19 protein-coding genes are annotated in these 16,075 nt (G+C 33.9%); 5 read left to right on the top strand and 14 right to left on the bottom strand.

The features are described 5' to 3' along the window. Window positions 1-220: 220 nt before the first annotated feature. Complete coding sequence (locus ACWF5P_RS15435) at window positions 221-937, top strand: phosphatase PAP2 family protein (protein WP_434168553.1); 717 nt, start codon at window positions 221-223, stop codon at window positions 935-937. 157 nt (window positions 938-1,094) lie between these two features. Here ACWF5P_RS15435 and ACWF5P_RS15430 read toward each other — a convergent pair whose 3' ends face one another. From ACWF5P_RS15430 to ACWF5P_RS15400, 7 genes are all read right to left on the bottom strand, one after another. After that, window positions 1,095-1,583 carry a GNAT family N-acetyltransferase gene (locus tag ACWF5P_RS15430; RefSeq protein ID WP_230177717.1) on the bottom strand — a complete coding sequence of 163 codons (489 nt, stop codon included), beginning with the start codon at window positions 1,581-1,583 and terminating at the stop codon, window positions 1,095-1,097. Window positions 1,584-1,745: 162 nt separating this feature from the next. Then, window positions 1,746-2,090 (bottom strand): hypothetical protein, encoded by a 345-nt coding sequence (locus ACWF5P_RS15425; protein WP_230177719.1) that lies wholly within the window; start codon window positions 2,088-2,090, stop codon window positions 1,746-1,748. Window positions 2,091-2,572: 482 nt separating this feature from the next. After that, the gene (locus ACWF5P_RS15420) at window positions 2,573-3,001 is read right to left on the bottom strand and encodes a hypothetical protein (protein ID WP_452445043.1); all 429 of its coding nucleotides are present in this window, start codon (window positions 2,999-3,001) and stop codon (window positions 2,573-2,575) included. A gap of 242 nt (window positions 3,002-3,243) precedes the next feature. Further along, window positions 3,244-3,375 carry a DUF6254 family protein gene (locus ACWF5P_RS15415; RefSeq protein ID WP_452445042.1) on the bottom strand — a complete coding sequence of 44 codons (132 nt, stop codon included), beginning with the start codon at window positions 3,373-3,375 and terminating at the stop codon, window positions 3,244-3,246. Window positions 3,376-3,432: 57 nt separating this feature from the next. Further along, window positions 3,433-3,615 (bottom strand): hypothetical protein, encoded by a 183-nt coding sequence (locus ACWF5P_RS15410; protein WP_034310968.1) that lies wholly within the window; start codon window positions 3,613-3,615, stop codon window positions 3,433-3,435. Between the two features lie 214 nt (window positions 3,616-3,829). After that, a complete protein-coding gene (locus ACWF5P_RS15405) occupies window positions 3,830-4,342 on the bottom strand; it encodes a GNAT family N-acetyltransferase (protein WP_452445041.1) in 513 nt (170 codons plus the stop codon). Then, window positions 4,317-4,820, bottom strand: coding sequence for a MarR family winged helix-turn-helix transcriptional regulator (locus ACWF5P_RS15400; RefSeq protein WP_452445040.1), 504 nt, complete (start codon window positions 4,818-4,820; stop codon window positions 4,317-4,319). Before ACWF5P_RS15400 ends, ACWF5P_RS15405 begins: the two co-directional genes overlap by 26 nt. Window positions 4,821-4,936: 116 nt before the next feature. On the opposite strand from ACWF5P_RS15400, the gene ACWF5P_RS15395 reads away from it, so the two are divergent. Beyond that, a complete protein-coding gene (locus tag ACWF5P_RS15395; RefSeq protein WP_402940367.1) occupies window positions 4,937-5,581 on the top strand; it encodes a YczE/YyaS/YitT family protein in 645 nt (214 codons plus the stop codon). A gap of 439 nt (window positions 5,582-6,020) precedes the next feature. Here ACWF5P_RS15395 and ACWF5P_RS15390 read toward each other — a convergent pair whose 3' ends face one another. Both ACWF5P_RS15390 and ACWF5P_RS15385 read right to left on the bottom strand, forming a co-directional pair. After that, window positions 6,021-6,272 carry a hypothetical protein gene (locus ACWF5P_RS15390; RefSeq protein WP_452445039.1) on the bottom strand — a complete coding sequence of 84 codons (252 nt, stop codon included), beginning with the start codon at window positions 6,270-6,272 and terminating at the stop codon, window positions 6,021-6,023. Between the two features lie 119 nt (window positions 6,273-6,391). Beyond that, window positions 6,392-6,886 carry a helix-turn-helix transcriptional regulator gene (locus ACWF5P_RS15385; RefSeq protein WP_101225789.1) on the bottom strand — a complete coding sequence of 165 codons (495 nt, stop codon included), beginning with the start codon at window positions 6,884-6,886 and terminating at the stop codon, window positions 6,392-6,394. A 617-nt stretch (window positions 6,887-7,503) separates the two neighbouring features. Between ACWF5P_RS15385 and ACWF5P_RS15380 the strand changes: the two genes are divergently transcribed. After that, window positions 7,504-7,662 (top strand): hypothetical protein, encoded by a 159-nt coding sequence (locus tag ACWF5P_RS15380; RefSeq protein ID WP_202190661.1) that lies wholly within the window; start codon window positions 7,504-7,506, stop codon window positions 7,660-7,662. 351 nt (window positions 7,663-8,013) lie between these two features. Here the strand turns inward: ACWF5P_RS15380 and ACWF5P_RS15375 are convergent, their stop codons facing one another. Both ACWF5P_RS15375 and ACWF5P_RS15370 read right to left on the bottom strand, forming a co-directional pair. Next, window positions 8,014-8,874 (bottom strand): transporter substrate-binding domain-containing protein, encoded by an 861-nt coding sequence (locus ACWF5P_RS15375; protein ID WP_434168547.1) that lies wholly within the window; start codon window positions 8,872-8,874, stop codon window positions 8,014-8,016. 697 nt (window positions 8,875-9,571) lie between these two features. Then, window positions 9,572-9,958 (bottom strand): DUF1259 domain-containing protein, encoded by a 387-nt coding sequence (locus tag ACWF5P_RS15370; protein WP_452445038.1) that lies wholly within the window; start codon window positions 9,956-9,958, stop codon window positions 9,572-9,574. A gap of 287 nt (window positions 9,959-10,245) precedes the next feature. Between ACWF5P_RS15370 and ACWF5P_RS15365 the strand changes: the two genes are divergently transcribed. Next, on the top strand, window positions 10,246-10,533 hold the full coding sequence (locus tag ACWF5P_RS15365) for a hypothetical protein (RefSeq protein ID WP_434168545.1): 288 nt from the start codon (window positions 10,246-10,248) through the stop codon (window positions 10,531-10,533). Window positions 10,534-10,717: 184 nt separating this feature from the next. Here the strand turns inward: ACWF5P_RS15365 and ACWF5P_RS15360 are convergent, their stop codons facing one another. The 3 genes from ACWF5P_RS15360 to ACWF5P_RS15350 all read right to left on the bottom strand — a co-directional run bounded on the left by ACWF5P_RS15360 (window position 10,718) and on the right by ACWF5P_RS15350 (window position 14,699). Beyond that, window positions 10,718-11,158, bottom strand: coding sequence for a cell wall hydrolase (locus tag ACWF5P_RS15360; protein WP_034310898.1), 441 nt, complete (start codon window positions 11,156-11,158; stop codon window positions 10,718-10,720). Window positions 11,159-11,699: 541 nt separating this feature from the next. Continuing rightward, window positions 11,700-13,001 (bottom strand): citrate:proton symporter, encoded by a 1,302-nt coding sequence (locus tag ACWF5P_RS15355; protein WP_434168544.1) that lies wholly within the window; start codon window positions 12,999-13,001, stop codon window positions 11,700-11,702. Window positions 13,002-13,847: 846 nt separating this feature from the next. After that, the gene (locus ACWF5P_RS15350) at window positions 13,848-14,699 is read right to left on the bottom strand and encodes a MurR/RpiR family transcriptional regulator (protein WP_101225846.1); all 852 of its coding nucleotides are present in this window, start codon (window positions 14,697-14,699) and stop codon (window positions 13,848-13,850) included. 682 nt (window positions 14,700-15,381) lie between these two features. On the opposite strand from ACWF5P_RS15350, the gene ACWF5P_RS15345 reads away from it, so the two are divergent. Next, on the top strand, window positions 15,382-16,062 hold the full coding sequence (locus ACWF5P_RS15345; RefSeq protein WP_101224748.1) for an RraA family protein: 681 nt from the start codon (window positions 15,382-15,384) through the stop codon (window positions 16,060-16,062). The last annotated feature ends 13 nt before the right edge of the window (window positions 16,063-16,075 follow it).

The following is a 16,075-nucleotide window of genomic DNA, read 5'->3' as shown; positions in this document are numbered from 1 at the left end:
AGGATATGATCATTAGAATACCTTTGAATATTTGGAAGTTTTTCAAATAAAACTTTGAAATGTTAATTTATGTTTAAAGATGGGAGAATCAGCTATAAAGGCATAAATTGGCTCAACCCCTGATCTTTCTCTCTGATAAGGGATCAAAAAGTTATATGGTCATATTTCATTACTCTTAATCATAAGGAACAAGGAGAACATTTATTAGGGGGTGGTCTTTATGAGAACAAGTTATAGAAGATGGACAGAATTTCCTTACCCAGGGGAAAGTAACCCCCCTAAAGGTTCTCCAGAAGCAGGAAATTGGCCAATGTTTTTTATTTCAAGGGGAAGAGACAATGAATTCCTGGACCCCTTTCATCAACGAATCATTTGGCGAATTAAAAATCCTCTAGATATTGATTGGGTAACAGAGTTATTCATTGTAGAAGATACATTAAAGTCATTGACTTCCCAGCAAATAAGCATCGCACAATATTGGGGAACAGGTGAATTAACGGCGAAAATTACCACTCTAATTTTCAATTTAGCTGAAAAGTTTATGCTGGGATCACCGAGTGTTGCAAGGGTTCAGAGTTATTTCCACGCAGCTATGAATGATACCTTTGTTATCACGTGGTTGCTTAAATATCATTGGGATGTTGCACGTCCAAATCAATATGGCAGAAATCTGTCTACTGTGTTGTTTACCCCTCGTTTTCCCGCTTACCCTTCTGCACACGCAACTGTGGCGGGATGTGCAGAGACAGTATTAAGTTATTTCTTCCCTCAAGAGTCTTCAGAAATAAAAAAAATAATGGAAGAAAGTGCTCAATCTCGTTTGTACGCTGGCGTACATTTTAACGTGGATAACAACGAAGGCTTAAGGTTAGGCAGACAAATTGGAGAGGTAGTTGTAAGTTACTTAAGGGCACAAAATCTAAATACGCCTCAATAATATTTTGGGTTCAGGTTGTGCTAACCTGAACCTTTTTTATAATCAATTGAATATATTAAGATCTTAAGATCGCTTTTTAATCTTAGATCCCTAAAGAAAAGGCTGCCTTAAAGACAGCTGCGATTTTCAGCTAATGCACCCGTTGTTTAATATCTGTTTAAATTTGAAAGGATTGAACCAAACATTCTTCATTATCGACAATTTGCTTTTTTTCTTCAAAATCTATATTTAGCTCACTAAAAATCTTTCTCCAAAATATAACAGCAGGGATATTCTTGGCTAATTGAACAACAAAGTAACTACCTTTTTTTTGTTTAAACAATTCCTTTAATAATGAAATTGCAGCACCTTTTCTTCTATATTTTTTTAAAATAAAAATATCATTAATGCTGTAATCATAGTCCTTATTTAAAAACGGCCTTTCTAACAGTAATAAAAACCCGACAATTTTCATATCTTTTTTCAAAAAATATGGTGTTAATCCTTCCTTCTTCCAAATTAATTCAAATGAATCAAATTCAAATGAACCATCTGTTGATATGTCTAAACCCTCGGTAAACTCCGAAAGGTCATGTAAATAAAGGGAATATAAATTCTGAAGAATATGCTTTTCATCTTTGGAAATGGGGTTGATTGAAACAGCCATTGTTCTACCTCTTTAACATTTAATTAATCTCTTACTTAATTAATTTCGATATAAACTTTCATTTGTCCTTCATGAACTAACCTCCCGCGATAGTTGCATATAAAAAAGCTGCCTTAAGACAGCTCCGATATTCATCTATCTCACCTGCTAGTGGAATGAGGATTAATGATTTTTATTGGCATACATTCTTGCCATTGTCGAAGGTGAAAATTTAATTCTATATTTCCCTTCAAGTTCTTTCTTAACTTTCTCTGTTATATTTAATCCTTGTTTATTGTGTTCTTCTTCAAGTTCTATCCCATTAGGAAGCAATTTATCTTCATCCCAATCAATCCATTCACCATACATATTTGCCCATTCAATCAATTCTCTACTTAACTTATTTGAAATCGGAATATCCTCTATTTCCAAGTTACAACCACATTGATTGCACCATATAGGGTCCGCCCCAACATCACCTTCAACTTTTAACTCACTTGTTTCTTTTTGTTCACAATGACATTCCATATTATTTTCTGACTCCTCTACTACACGCCTTTTTTATTATACATTACATTACTTTTGTTAAAGTAATCTGCCCCGTAAGTTCAATAAGAAAAGCGATTCTTCTTTAAGAATCGCGCAGTTTGTAGACAAAAGGGTTCTTTCTAAAAGTTAAAACAAAGTTGATTGGAGCGGGTTTGCGAGCCTCCTGCGGGAAAAGCGTGTCCAGGAGAGACCCCAGGAGGCTCCCGGACCGCCCGCGGAAAGCGAGTGCCCTACGTTCCAATCAACGATCAAATTGTACAAGCCCCTGTATAAAAAAAACATCCGAACTTACGAGTTGGATGAAAGAGTAAATGGGATTAAGATTGAATATGCAGAAAAATAATCACTATTCATTAAAGGTTTCGATGCCTCATTTTGCTATAATATTTCGTGCTAATAATACACCAGAAAACAGTGAGAAAGTATATGTTTTTCCCGCAAAACTCCCCATTGAGGGAACCTCAGGCTTTTTCCCTTATCCCTTTTCGTTCATGTAAAATTTCTTGAATGATTTCAATATGAACAAAAGACCATGATCTTTCATGAAAGTGAAGAAACACACTAATGGAAAGAATGATAATATAAATTAAAATAAAGAAAACCCAAAGCAAACTCCCATCTTTAAAAAGGAAATCCTGCAATTGATTTGAAAATAGAAGAAAAAGCCAAGGCCCAGAGGAAATTATAATAGGAATGATTCCCGATCCGTTTTTCTCTTTTATCATACAATAATAAATTTTTTTTAACGTATCACTATCAATCGAACTATAAAAATTTTGAATTTCGTCCACTTCCATTAGTTTCTTCATACTTTTGAAAGTTCGGTCTTTGATTGAGGCTTTTTTTAATTGAAGATAAATTTTATGAGCATCTCCACGTAACGAAAACATATATCTTATCATTCCCCCCTTCCAAAAAGCTCCTTACTAAAAGGTTTTGTAATAATCGGTATTTTATGTAGTCTTTGTCTTTTGACTTTTACAGTATCTACTTCAGGGGAAGACATCCTAATTATTGTCCATACTATTACCATAAAAATGTGTAAACCTAAAAGAGAGGCTACCCCAAGGGAGCTGACCTCACTATTATGGGGATCTGACCCTTTGGGATTGCCTCTCATTCTTAAACAGTTTTACTTAGTTTTAGATTCACTTTTGCCCGTATCTTCAGCTAATTGTTCAAAGGAATTGACCTTACCATGTGGATGCTGCGATTGTTTACGATCTTTCCATTGGCGTTCTTGTTGTCGCTTAGATTGAGTCATCTAAATAAGCTCCTTTACATAAAGTTCAGTAAACAGTGTGAGTCTGGCAAGTATAAGTTAATGCATGCCTTTCCATTCACCTTGATTCTTAGATGCTTTTTCTTTTTTTGCTTTATTTTTATGTGCTTGATTAGCGTTTGCACTGCCAAATTCTTTAGAGAATTCTGAATCGGTTTTGCTTGAATCAAATCCTTGTTTGTTCTTTTGATCTGCATCATTTTTCTTTGTTCGTTTTGCCATGTATACCCCTCCTTCTTAACTTTAGTATGAGATCAGAAAGGAGAAATATACCCCGAATTAAACCCGATAGTAACATGAAAATCTTCCATGTAATTCGGGTAAAATAACAAAGTGAATAATAAGTTCCAGTTCGGTTATTTCAGCTAACTCACCCGTTCATGCAGTAACATTCAAGGTTATTTTATGGGCTTTGCCTTTACCGTTCTTTAATTCGTTATATGAGTGTTTTGGTCATTATAAAGTCCGTTTGTTCTTCATCACTCATATAAAAAGAATGGGCTCCAGTTTGTACAAACCCAATTTTCTGATAAAAGCCAATAGCATTTTCATTTTTTTCCCATACGCCCAGCCAGATTTTCTTTTTATTACGTTCCATTGCGATTTCCATAGCTTTATTTAACAGATATTTACCAAGCCCAAGTTTTTGAAATTTGTTCTTTATATAAATCCGCTCGATTTCAAGTGATTCATCACCCATTCCTTCAGTCTGAGCATCATTGGTATTGACCTTTAAATATCCAGCGACCTCATTATCAAAATAAACAAAAAAGAATTGTGAAGAAATATTGGATAATTCTTTTTCTAATTGTTTTAAGTTAAATGCCCTTTCCAAATAGGCATTCATATTCTCGGGAGAATTCTGATGCTTAAATGTCTCATTAAATGTTTCATAACTAATTTCTTGAAGTTTGCGTGTATCTTCAAGGGTACACTTTTTTATAGTCATTTAAATATATTCGCTCCTTTATATAATCAATAATTTCTCTTGTTCCCTTTTTTACAAATTCCCAGTCTTTTTCTATATTTTTTCTAACTCTTTGAAGAAGATTGAAAATGGTTTCTACTTCTCTTTTGGAAAATCCCTCTAATGCAACGATATTGGAATAATCATTTTCGCTTTTTATGAAAGGATAAACTTTATTCCCTTTCTCTGTTGGAAAGAGTTTTTTAATTTTTTTGTTATGTTTATCTTCTTTCTTTACAATAAAGCCATTGATTTCAAGTTTTTTTATAGCACGAGCTGCTGTTGTTCGATCTACTTTTATCATCTCAGCTAACTTTTCTTGAATGAAGCCTGGGTTTTCACATATTCGAACAAGGTACAAATACTGCCCTTTTGTAAGGTCATACTCTTTAAATTCAATATTACTTATGGAATCTAATGCCCTTGCTATCATTCCAATTCCACGAAGAATTTCCTTCATAATTAACCCCTTAGTGCGTATTTTTTGTTGCAAATGCAATAAAAATACCATATATTTAATTTAACTCAGCTTTGTTGCGTTTGCAATAAAAAAATATGATGGAGGGGCCAAGTAAAGTGAAATATGTTTTTTATGTATTGGGAATTATAATATTAACCCTTGGTATTTCTTTCACTATACAATCAGACCTTGGAACTTCACCTTTTGATGCACTTTTGGTGGGACTGTCCATAAATGTGGGGCTTACTGTGGGAAGTTGGGAAATAATAATAGCTTTAATATTGATATGCAGTAATTCATTCTTAAAAAGACAAAGACCAGAAGTATTGGGATTGTTAACAGCATTTATAACTGGTATCGGTATTGATATGTGGCTTTTTTTATTCCACAATTTGATAACACCTGAACTTTGGTACAGCAAAGTTGTTTGTTTTGGAATCGGCTTAGTTGTTATAGGATTAGGAACTGCAACATATTTACACACAAATTTTGCACCGATTCCAGTTGACCGATTAACATTAATCATACAAGAATTAACTAGAACAAATATATTCCTTTCGAGAACATTCATTTACCTCCTATTCTTGATATTGGCAATGATTTCAAATGGACCAATTGGCGTTGGAACTTTATTAACCGTTTGTTTAGGGGGGCTAATACTTAATTTCTTTATGCCATTTACTGAAAAAGTATTAGACCGCATATTAACACACTCCAGTACATCACCAAATTATGATAAAGATAAAAACCATTCATTATAGAATGGTTTCAGACTGTAGACAAATTCGAAGAAAAGCGAGATTGACTGAAGTTTTTTATTTAAAAAACGTTCCAGTTGATTTCAGAAATCGCTCCCTTTCCGCCGACTGCCTGCCAAGCCTCCTCGCCGCGAGCGGCTGCGGTGTCCCGGCTAGCCAGTAATTCGGCAGGAGTGTCGCAAATTTCTTCAATCCAATAAGGATTATAGTAAAAAAAACATTAAGTATAATCTAGTCTTGTTCGTTTTAAAATTTAGGTAGAACCCCTTTTTGTTTCTTGAACTAACCTGCCCCTATAGTTTCATAAGAAAAACGGTTAAACTTTTTTTAAATCGGTACGACTTTATGTAAATTAAACAACTATAAGAATAAAATAAGCCTACGACCCTTGCTATTAAAGGATGTAGGCTTTCTTTTATTTCAGTTATTTTTTGGCTTTTCTCTATTTTTTAAATGGAATTCTGGGTACTTCTTCTTTATATCGAGAATAAGTCGTTCCTGCGCTTTCCATTTCTGAGCATTGTTCATTACTGCAAGCAAACAGATAGGTTTGTATGTCAGTACGGACACTTACTCCAAAATAGTAGGGGAATATTCCACCTTTATTTTTATCCATGTTTGCATCAATAGCAATGATATTCTCTTTTTCTGCTATCTTTTTATACTCTTCACTCTCAACCGTTTTTTGAACCATTTCACTTAAAATAACCTTTTCTTCAGAGGAAGGTTCATACCTTTGTTCAGTCAGAAACCATTTTCCCGAATATATAAAAATTCACTCCTAAACTTATTATCAATAGAACAAGCAAAATCTTATTCTTCATATATCCCTATACCTTTGTCTATCTCGATATTCCCCATATCCTGTAATTCATTTAAACGACTTAAACTCTCTTCTTTATCAAAAGAACTATGCCAACGATAATCATATTGATCCAATATACGGTAATGGTTACTAATCAAATTTTGTTGCAAACGAAAATCCCCTCTAGACTCTATTTCTTTCCACCATATCTTACCACCCATTGTTTTTTCTTTAGGCGTACCACCATTTTTGCTAGCAATTAACTGAACAAAATCAACTGGATTGTCACCAATTGATGATATCAATAATTGGCTATGATTAAACAAAGCACAAAAGGCAACAACGGTGGTCCAATTGGCTTCTGTTCTTCTTTTTTCAATTTGAACTAGTGTTTTTTTTGAAATCCCTAGAATTTCAGACATCTTATCCTGAGAAAAACTTTGTTCTGTTCGAACAAGTTTCATTTTTTCTGATATTAAATTGATGAAGTCTTCTTTTTCCATATATACTAAATTCTCCTTTTAGTGTAATTTTACACTAAAAGTATTGTTTTTCAACAAAAAAATACCTATTTGAATAACTTAAATTGTTTGAAGTCACTGCCCCTTTAGCTGCATAAGAAAAGGAGCTGCTGATCAGCTCCTGATAATGAAGTAAAGCATCTTTTAATTCATTAAGCATTAAAGAACCGTTCCCTTTTGTTGAATACCGACATCATTATTAAAGGCCTTTGTGCCTGTTCACGCGTTTATTGCAATAAAGAAATCCGTTAGATACACTCAACTATAAAAACGAATTGTAGGTCATAATATAATTTTCAATGGTTTCTTTGCTCTTTTCACTAATCATGATATATCCCTCTCATCAATATAATTTTTTTCAATATATATTCTTTACGACACATATATTCCCTTCAATTCCACAAAATAATACGATGAAGTATGTAGAGCATCACTTGAGTTTCCGAGAGATGTTACTCGTTTTCAGGGCTATTTTTGCAAAAGTAATTTGCTTCTGTTTCTTCAACAATCGGGCCCAATTGTTAAACAAATTTCAAATAGTACTCTTGAACTTTTTTGTAAATAATAAGATTTCAAACAATAAATTGAGGAGGACTTGTATGCAACAAAATCAACCAGCTAAAGGAAACTTGGGTTCAATTATGAAACCGGAATTTGCCGGATCTGATGCACAAAAAGTAAAACAACAAATTCAAAAAGATGTAAGCGAAGGACAAGGTGCAATGACTTCCCGAGAGGCAGGAGCAATGCGCGATTAAAAAACACTCTGAGTGGTTTTTTATTTTTCTGCTTGAAAATTAATGAGCTAGCCTGCCCCTTTAGTTAATTAAGGATGTTTTTTACATTTAAAAGGCCATCAAATGATGGCCTTTTTTTAAGGTACAAACACCGGTGGGAATTAAAGAATGTTAACCTATTTAAGACTTTTGTGACATTATTTCTAATGTGCTATGGAAATTGGGGTGACCGGGCGTAATGTCCAAAGAGTAATACTGAGACAAGCTAATAGTTTTATAAACCGTAAAAAAACTTCTAATTCACTTCTAACCAAACTAAAGCACCTGTTAGCGAAAAAATGCTTCCCTACACGGCAGTTTTAAGGGTAGATTCTATTCCATCCACTTTTTGTAGAGGGAATCAAATTTTCCTTGGAGCTTCATTTCATCTATCCACATTTCCAAGTAGCTTGCATAAATGAAATCGCCTCTTGGGATCATATAACCTTTTTCACTGTTTGTGAAAGGCTTGTCAGTTTGAGCCGCATACAATCTTGGATCATCTTTTGCATACAGCATTGCTTCTACTGTGTCTGTGATCATAACATCATACGTACCTTCTGCAACAAGATGTGGGATATCAAGATTGTTTTCTACAACCGTTACGTTAGCATTGCTTAGATACTGACGGACAAATTCTTCGTTTGTTCCGCCTGGATTTACGCCAATGCGTACAGAAGGCTTGTTGATATCTTCAATGGTAAGATACTTGTCTTTATCTTCCTTGCGAATCAAAGGCACCTTACCGAATGAAAGGTAACCTTGGGATACATAAGCGCTTTTTTGTCTGGCTGTGTTGCGAGTCACACCGCCCACAGCGATATCAAATTTGTCCGTTTGCAAGTCTTTCATCATCGCAGGCCATGTGGTAGCGACAAATTTCACCTCCACACCAAGGTCTTTGCCAAGCTCTTTGGCAGCGTCCACGTCAAAGCCTTCATACTCATTTGTTTCCGGGTTCAAATAGGTAAATGGTTTGTAGTCCCCGGTCATTCCTACCCTGATGTATCCACGTTTGATAATTTCATCAAGCTGGGAAGACTCCACTTTTTTCAAATGCCCTGGTGCATTTTTAGCTGCCGGTTCAGCCGAGACGTTTTGCGAGGAGATCAGGTCGTGACTGGCGTACCCAGTACCTAGCAAGGATAAGCTGATCACTCCAGCCATCAGTGTTTTTTTCCAATTGTTAAACATGTGATTTCCCTCCGTTTGTTGTATTTTTATTAATCCATCAATTAATAAAAATACAACAAAATAAGAGAATCACCTTCAAAAAACAAATATTTTCCACAATTGATAGGAAAAGGACTACACATATTAGATATCTAAAATGTGTAGTCCTCATTTAATTGTATCTAGTTATGGTCCATAAAAAATCATAAATAGCATTAGAAATATGTTTAATACTAACAATATCTTACCAAAGAGATTTTTTATAGCTAAAACAGAAAATACACAAGAAATCAAGAATGCGAAAATTGCTATTTTTGGTGTAAAGTACACAAGGTCTAAAATGCCTATCATAGGAAAATACAAAAGAAAAATGCTAATAAATAGAAATATCATTGAAAATATTAATGCTATCGTGATATAAGTAAAAGTCCTAAGTTTTTTGAGATGTTGTTTCTCATAACTATTATCAACCATTTTCCCCTCCTGTATTAAGTTAGTTTATTCCTTAAAATCAACCTTTACCGAATACTATTCTTTAGCTGAACAATAAATACCTTCTTCCACTAATCTGCCCGATGGTTGCATAAGAAAAAGCTGCCTTAAAGACAGCTCCGATCTTCAGTTAACACACCTTTAGTTCAACAAAACTCGGTTTTTACCGTGATCAGTTTATAGCTGCTTTTATGACAGCTCCGTTTTACCATTAGTGGGAAATCCATTAGTTCCTTAACGCTTTTCTGACTTTCCTTGCAAAAACTAATGGATCATCAACAGCTTCGATATTAACGTAAATCAAATTCGGATTATCGAATAGCCACTCATTGTGTACGGATGAAACTATTATTCCTTGTTTATGAATGGAAGCAACAAAATTCCCGACTTCTTTTTGCAAGAGTGCTACCCTGCCTAGGCACAATGCTCGTCCAGTCTGATTATCTCGGGATTCATATGAGAAAGAAGAGGTTACACTAAAACGTTCCCCTAAAATTTTTACTTTTATTTCATTTCGATTTATGGTTACCACACATTTGCCACCCGCAAATCCTTCTTGGCCGCCGATAATCCTAGCAAACTTTTGACAAATCAATTCATCATTAGATGCCAATCTATTCATCTCCTCCCTAGTATTAATAGGATATGAACTAATGAATAGATCCGAAACGGATATGCATCTATTTTGAAATATTAATGACATTTTTTATAGCTAATTAAAACTACCCTGCTTACATTAGCTCCATAAGAAAAAGGCCAATCGCCACAGCTCACTAATTAACGAACGCACCCGTTAGTTCTATAAGACTTATCGCAGATTTGACACAGACTGTGAATAAAAATATTTAAAGAAAACAGGAGAATTAACTGCCTTTTATAAATAAGTAGGGAGACGGTGTAGTGAGCGATATAGACAAACGAAACAGATTAAGTGAAGAACCATTTACTTATCGAATAACGAAAAAAGGAACAGTAGTAATCTATTACAAAGGTAAACAAATTAAATTTTTAAAGGATAGGGAGGCTCTTCGTCTAATAGAAAGAATCAATGAAGTTGAAAATAATATAACAGAACTACAGTTATTGTTAGCTAAAATTACGGGTAACTTTAAACGGGTAACGAGAAGTTGGGGAAAAATAAATAAACTAAGTCTTCGTATTTCGAGTACACAACGCTTATGGAACTAACCTGCCCCGTTTGTTGCATAGAAAAGGAGCTGCCTTAAGAAAACTCCGATCTTCAGCTAACGCACCCGTTAGCTGAAGTACAATAATTCACAATCTTACTTTTTTAGATAAAAACTATTACTAAAAGTTTTATAAATTGTATAAATATTTTAAATATGTAAAAAAGCTTACTCAAAGAGTAAGCTTAACCTCTATAAACACTATCACATGTTCCAGGTTTTGGTTCATAAAAACAATGGTCTTTAAATTGACCAGTATGTGGCTGATCATACCATGTTGGAGGGCATGGAGCATATGGATTAAAATACCAAAGAGCATATCTAGCCGGATGCTGTCTCCAGTGCTTCAAATTCTGTTCTGCTAATCTTCTTTCAATACCTCTCGCTCTTTGATAAAATACATTCCCTTTTTGAACAGCTTCAAAAGAATAATTTCCTCCTTGTACTTGATAAATGACTTGTGGAATTGTTCTTAAACCTTTAAAGTCTAAACAATTAGCTACAAGACGATTCACAATTACATTTCCAACATATAACATTCCTTGTTTTCCTTCACCTTCGGCTTCTGCTCTCATCATCCTTGCCATTAAGTCAACGTCTGAACTTGTGTATTTTGCTCTTGTCATTTTTTCACCCCAAAAATATTGTATGAAAAATAGCCTACAGTCATGTCATTATTTATGTAATATAAATGCTTAGTTATAATAACTTACAGCTTTTAAGTAAAATGAAAACTATTGCATTCTTTTTTCCCCTTTAATTCAACTAACCTACCCCTTTAGTTCCATAAGAAAAAGGCTGCCGAAACAACCCCTGTTAATGAACTTAGGCACCCGTTAGTTTAAGTACAAAATTTCAATTACTTTTTCTATATAAAAGCTATACCGTATTCACTGTTTTTTTTTGTAAAGATCAGCAAAAAAAATTAATTATTCATCTGCATTACCCATTGTTATACCAAGGCCTACTAAGCATCCTGGACTTCTTTTAAAGCTTTTGTACGCTGCTTAATCCTGGTGCATTAGAAGTTAATTAAAAAGTAAAATCAACTTTAGTACTTTATAAATAAGCATGAAATAAAATAGTTACAATAATAAGTAATTCTAGACCAATAAAAGAGAGCTATTTTGAATTACTAGCTCTCTGCAATTTATTATGTTTATATGATTAAATGGATAGTACTCCGAACAAAACACCAACAATTATCATAACTAATGCTGTACCTACCGCATACTTGGCTGTAAAGCGAATATGATCACCTATTTCTATACCAAGAAGCCCCATTAATATATAGATAGAACCTTGGAGTGGACTTAACAAGTGCAAGGGTTGTCCTAATAAAGAAGCTTGTCCAACTTCCATCGGATGGATACCGAAGTTGGCAGCTGTTTCTGCCATAATCGGAATAATCCCGAAATAAAAGGGAGCATTCGCCATGAAAAATGTAAATGGCATGCTTATAAGTGCAACAATGACTGTTAATTTTGGTCCGAGAGAGTCTGGAATAACTGCTATTAGGGTATCTGCCATCGCGCTAACCATGCCAGTACCATCTATAATCCCAGTAAATACACCTGCTGCAAATATCATGGAGACAACAGTTAATATATTACCTGCATGTGCGTGTAAGCGATCCTTCTGGTCCTGCAAGTTTGGATAATTTACAATCATAACGATGGCAAAGCCGAGCATGAATAACGCAGGCAACGGTAGGAAGCCCGTAAGTAAAGCTGCCAATACTAAAATCGTAAGGCCTAGGTTAAACCAAAATAATTTAGGTCGTTTTATTGATGAGTCCATTCCTACCTCAAGTGCAGCAGCAAGTTCTTCTTCATTAAAGCTAGCTTCAATATTGATAACTCCTAATCTCTTACGCTCACGTCGACCCAAGAAGTATGCCACTCCTAAAATCCATAACACACCCGCAATCATAGAAGGAATGATTGGCAAAAGCAAGTCTATTATATCCACTTTTACCGCCGCCGTAGCTTGGGCAGCTGGTCCACCCCACGGTAACAAGTTCATAACCCCCATCGCTAACGCAGGAATGCAGGCCAAAATGAGTTTATTCATACCCAGTTTATTATATAAAGGAAGAAAAGCTGTTACTACAATAAGGTAGGTAATAGTACCATCACCATCTAAAGCAACTACCAATGATAAAATCGCAGTGCCCAGCACAATTTTTAATGGGTCACCGCCTACCATTTTTAAAATTTTTGATACTAGTGGATCAAATAATCCTGTATCAATTAATACACCAAAATAAAGAATGGCAAAAATAATCATAATAGCAGTAGGAGCTATAGTCTCTAGACCTTTTAACATCATCGGTCCTAAATCCGTAAATCCTGCAATTAGCGCAAAAACTATCGGAACAACCGTAAGTGCACTGAATGCTGATAAGCGCTTACTCATGATTAAATACATAAAGACCACAATCATGGCAAATCCCAGAAATGTTAACATAGTATGCCCCCTCTTTATCTTCCCTGACTTTTTAGAATACATGTTGAATACGTTATTTCGAATCATATATGAAAATTTTCTATAATATAAGTTAGCACTGCTTAATGGACTCTTAACACCACTTCATTGTAAGGGTTTACAAAACTGACATTATTGAATTCCCCTGTAATTGTTGCTATGAACCATATCTTGAAGTACTAGTAATTATACATCCAATTGATCATTAGATCCGTTAAGATAATATTACCAATACGCTGGTATCTTGCTCTTTTAATAGTCTGATCTGATTTTTACAGTTTTAAATTATTCACCTAATTACACCTCTTTTTCATTTAAAATTTTTTTATGAATCACCACTTTAATTAAAGAGTGCTCATTACATGTAAGAAATTTTTCTAATAGTTAAAGTAACATAAAGATCATTTATTATCTGTAAACAAAAAACTCAAAAAGATAACGTTTTCAAAAACCTTTAATTTTAAAAATAAAGCAATATTCGATGATTCTTAGATTCCAATAGTCATTCAGCATATTATAATAATTTCTTTTGTAAAAAAATTCAGGCATATACTGGTGATATTTTTAACAAAACCATAAATTGGAGAAAACTAACTATATCTCTAAGAATTAACGTCCTTTTTCGTAGTAATATTTTTTACCTTTATAATTTATGTTGTAATATTTTTAACTATTAAAAGCATACTATCATGGATGCTTATTGAAAGTAAACCTTTTTTTATCAAGCAGAGAGTAGATGATGGTGAGTAGGATATCTGGTTAAGAAGAAATAAAAAGATGATAGGAGCAAGGGTTCAATTGAATCCTTGCTCCTATCATCTTTTAAATTTAATCACTATAGTGATAATTCATTTTGGTAAGAATTGAATTAATTTCATCAAGACGATTTTTTGTTTTTTCAGGATAATTAATGGCTATGGCGCTTACAAGATAATCTGCTACAAGCATAGATGCTATTGGTGAATTATGAAAAGCGATACTACTAGAATTACATGGCAATACTAAATCCGAATACTTAACTAGAGGAGAAGAATAACTATCAGTAATAGAAATAATTTGTGCCTTATTGTCTTTAGCTACCATCGCGAATTCAACAATTCTTCTAGCGTATCTTGGAAAAGAGGTTGCGATGACTAAATCCTTCGAAGTAAAATTAATTCCTTTGTCAACCCAATCGCTTAAATCAGCAACAATCAATTCACAGTTTCCAAGTAGACGATTAAGTCCAAAAGTTAAATGTTGTGCCACTGGTAATCCACTTCTCACACTGGTACAAAATATTCGATCTGCAGACACAATCATTTCCATCGTTTTATTTAAACTCTCCGTGGAAATCATCTCTACTGTAGATTGAATATTATCGAGTTGACTTTCTGCAGAGCGAATCCACAAATCACTTTCATTTAAATCTTTCAAATTTGCCTCTAATCTAATTTGAGGAGCTGCTCTATTACGTAAAAGTTCCTGAAGTCCTTTTTGAAATTCAGTATATCCCGAATAATTCAGACTAAAAGTCAATCTCATAATGGTGGTAGTACTAGTTCCTACAATTCCAGCCAACTGATCAACGGTTAAAAAAGCGACATCCACAGGATTTTTAATAATATAGTCCGCAACTCTTTGTTGTGTTTCTGTTAATTCTGATATCTTGTTTTTTAATTTTATTATTGGGTTTTCCATAAGATTCGCTCCAATTGAACATATTATAGTGTAAATTTTATATTTTTTTATTCCAATAAAGTATTTATTACGATATTTAATTGAATTTTAGCATTTTTATTTATTAATGTAAAAAGGAGTCCCTTAAATAAGAGTATTAATAATTTCCTTACCTGAAACTTCTAGAACGTATCCATAAACGTTATGCATGATTACTTCATAAGTAGTAAATAAAATTAATTTCTTTTAGAACTTCGGAATAAATGAGCTAATAAAGGTGATTGAACCTTTCAAGTTAACAATCTAATTCGCTTTCTTTGTTCTTAAGCCCTTTTTCTTCTTAAAATTCAGTTTCTTTTCAATGTCATTAAAAAAAGGGTTTACTTTAATAAATAACGCTGTTAGTATACATTTAAGTTATTAGTAATAAATATTACCCCCAAACAAGTTTTAGTAATATTTATTACTTTGGAACTGAAGTTAACAAAAATAGTGGATTTTCCAATGACCTACAACTCTTTTTTTGTCAATAAACTTAGTAAAATAACGTGACAAAGTGTTGAAGAGACAGGAAATACACTAAAAATTATGTAATTTTTGAAAGCGTTATCTTAGTTGATAGTACATCAAAGATAACAAGTTACATTTAGTAGCTAATTGTTTAGTTATTGGAAACATAAAAAAGTAAAAGGAGTGCATGTCATTGAGTAACTTAGCACCGTTATTGTCGGAAGAAATTATCGAAAGAGCAAAACGTCTTAACACTACACTTATATCAGATGCGATGGGATGTACAGGTTCTATGGATTATAAAATAAAGCCTGTAGCACCAGGTATGAAAGTAGTTGGTACTGCTCTAACAGTAAGCTTAAGACCTGGAGATAATTTGTTCCTTCATCAAGCTATCTATGATGGGAAAGAAGGTTATGTATTAGTTGCGGATGGAAAAGGACATACTTCAAACGCCTACCTTGGAGAATTGATGGCAGGAGCTGCGAAAGCCATTGGACTTGAAGGAGTCATCATTGATGGATTAGTTCGTGATAAAGAAACACTTAGCCAATTAAAATTCCCTATTTTTGCAAAAGGATTTATTCCAAACGGTCCTCTTAAAGATGGTCCTGGTGAGCTTCATAAACCTATTTCTTGTGGAGGGGTATCTGTAATTCCAGGAGATTTGATCATTGGTGATGATGATGGTGTTATTGTGGTTCCAAGAGACAAGATTGAAGTGGCTCTTTCTAAGGCAGAGAAAAAACTAGATTATGAGAAAACGCGCATAGAAACCATTACAGCTTATGAAACAACCCGCAAGCAAGGTAAACCAGAAGGAAGCATTGAACCTCCTTGGTTGAGAGAACAAATAAAAGCGTATGGACTATAAAAAGAAGGGAGAA

The organism is Peribacillus sp. NPDC055009 (assembly GCF_053608705.1).
The sequence above is the reverse complement of the archived record's forward strand: the minus strand, read 5'-3'. Positions and strand labels throughout refer to the sequence as shown.

What these genes read in the sequence shown, in the direction of transcription:
- ACWF5P_RS15375 (WP_434168547.1), bottom strand. Translation starts at nt 8,874, where the DNA reads ATGTTTAACAATTGGAAAAAAACACTGATGGCTGGAGTGATCAGCTTA.
- ACWF5P_RS15350 (WP_101225846.1), bottom strand. Translation starts at nt 14,699, where the DNA reads ATGGAAAACCCAATAATAAAATTAAAAAACAAGATATCAGAATTAACA.
- ACWF5P_RS15385 (WP_101225789.1), bottom strand. Translation starts at nt 6,886, where the DNA reads ATGGAAAAAGAAGACTTCATCAATTTAATATCAGAAAAAATGAAACTT.
- ACWF5P_RS15415 (WP_452445042.1), bottom strand. Translation starts at nt 3,375, where the DNA reads ATGACTCAATCTAAGCGACAACAAGAACGCCAATGGAAAGATCGTAAA.
- ACWF5P_RS15380 (WP_202190661.1), top strand. Translation starts at nt 7,504, where the DNA reads ATGCAACAAAATCAACCAGCTAAAGGAAACTTGGGTTCAATTATGAAA.
- ACWF5P_RS15360 (WP_034310898.1), bottom strand. Translation starts at nt 11,158, where the DNA reads ATGACAAGAGCAAAATACACAAGTTCAGACGTTGACTTAATGGCAAGG.
- ACWF5P_RS15400 (WP_452445040.1), bottom strand. Translation starts at nt 4,820, where the DNA reads ATGAAGGAAATTCTTCGTGGAATTGGAATGATAGCAAGGGCATTAGAT.
- ACWF5P_RS15420 (WP_452445043.1), bottom strand. Translation starts at nt 3,001, where the DNA reads ATGTTTTCGTTACGTGGAGATGCTCATAAAATTTATCTTCAATTAAAA.
- ACWF5P_RS15405 (WP_452445041.1), bottom strand. Translation starts at nt 4,342, where the DNA reads ATGACTATAAAAAAGTGTACCCTTGAAGATACACGCAAACTTCAAGAA.
- ACWF5P_RS15355 (WP_434168544.1), bottom strand. Translation starts at nt 13,001, where the DNA reads ATGTTAACATTTCTGGGATTTGCCATGATTGTGGTCTTTATGTATTTA.
- ACWF5P_RS15435 (WP_434168553.1), top strand. Translation starts at nt 221, where the DNA reads ATGAGAACAAGTTATAGAAGATGGACAGAATTTCCTTACCCAGGGGAA.
- ACWF5P_RS15425 (WP_230177719.1), bottom strand. Translation starts at nt 2,090, where the DNA reads ATGGAATGTCATTGTGAACAAAAAGAAACAAGTGAGTTAAAAGTTGAA.
- ACWF5P_RS15410 (WP_034310968.1), bottom strand. Translation starts at nt 3,615, where the DNA reads ATGGCAAAACGAACAAAGAAAAATGATGCAGATCAAAAGAACAAACAA.
- ACWF5P_RS15390 (WP_452445039.1), bottom strand. Translation starts at nt 6,272, where the DNA reads ATGGTTCAAAAAACGGTTGAGAGTGAAGAGTATAAAAAGATAGCAGAA.
- ACWF5P_RS15430 (WP_230177717.1), bottom strand. Translation starts at nt 1,583, where the DNA reads ATGGCTGTTTCAATCAACCCCATTTCCAAAGATGAAAAGCATATTCTT.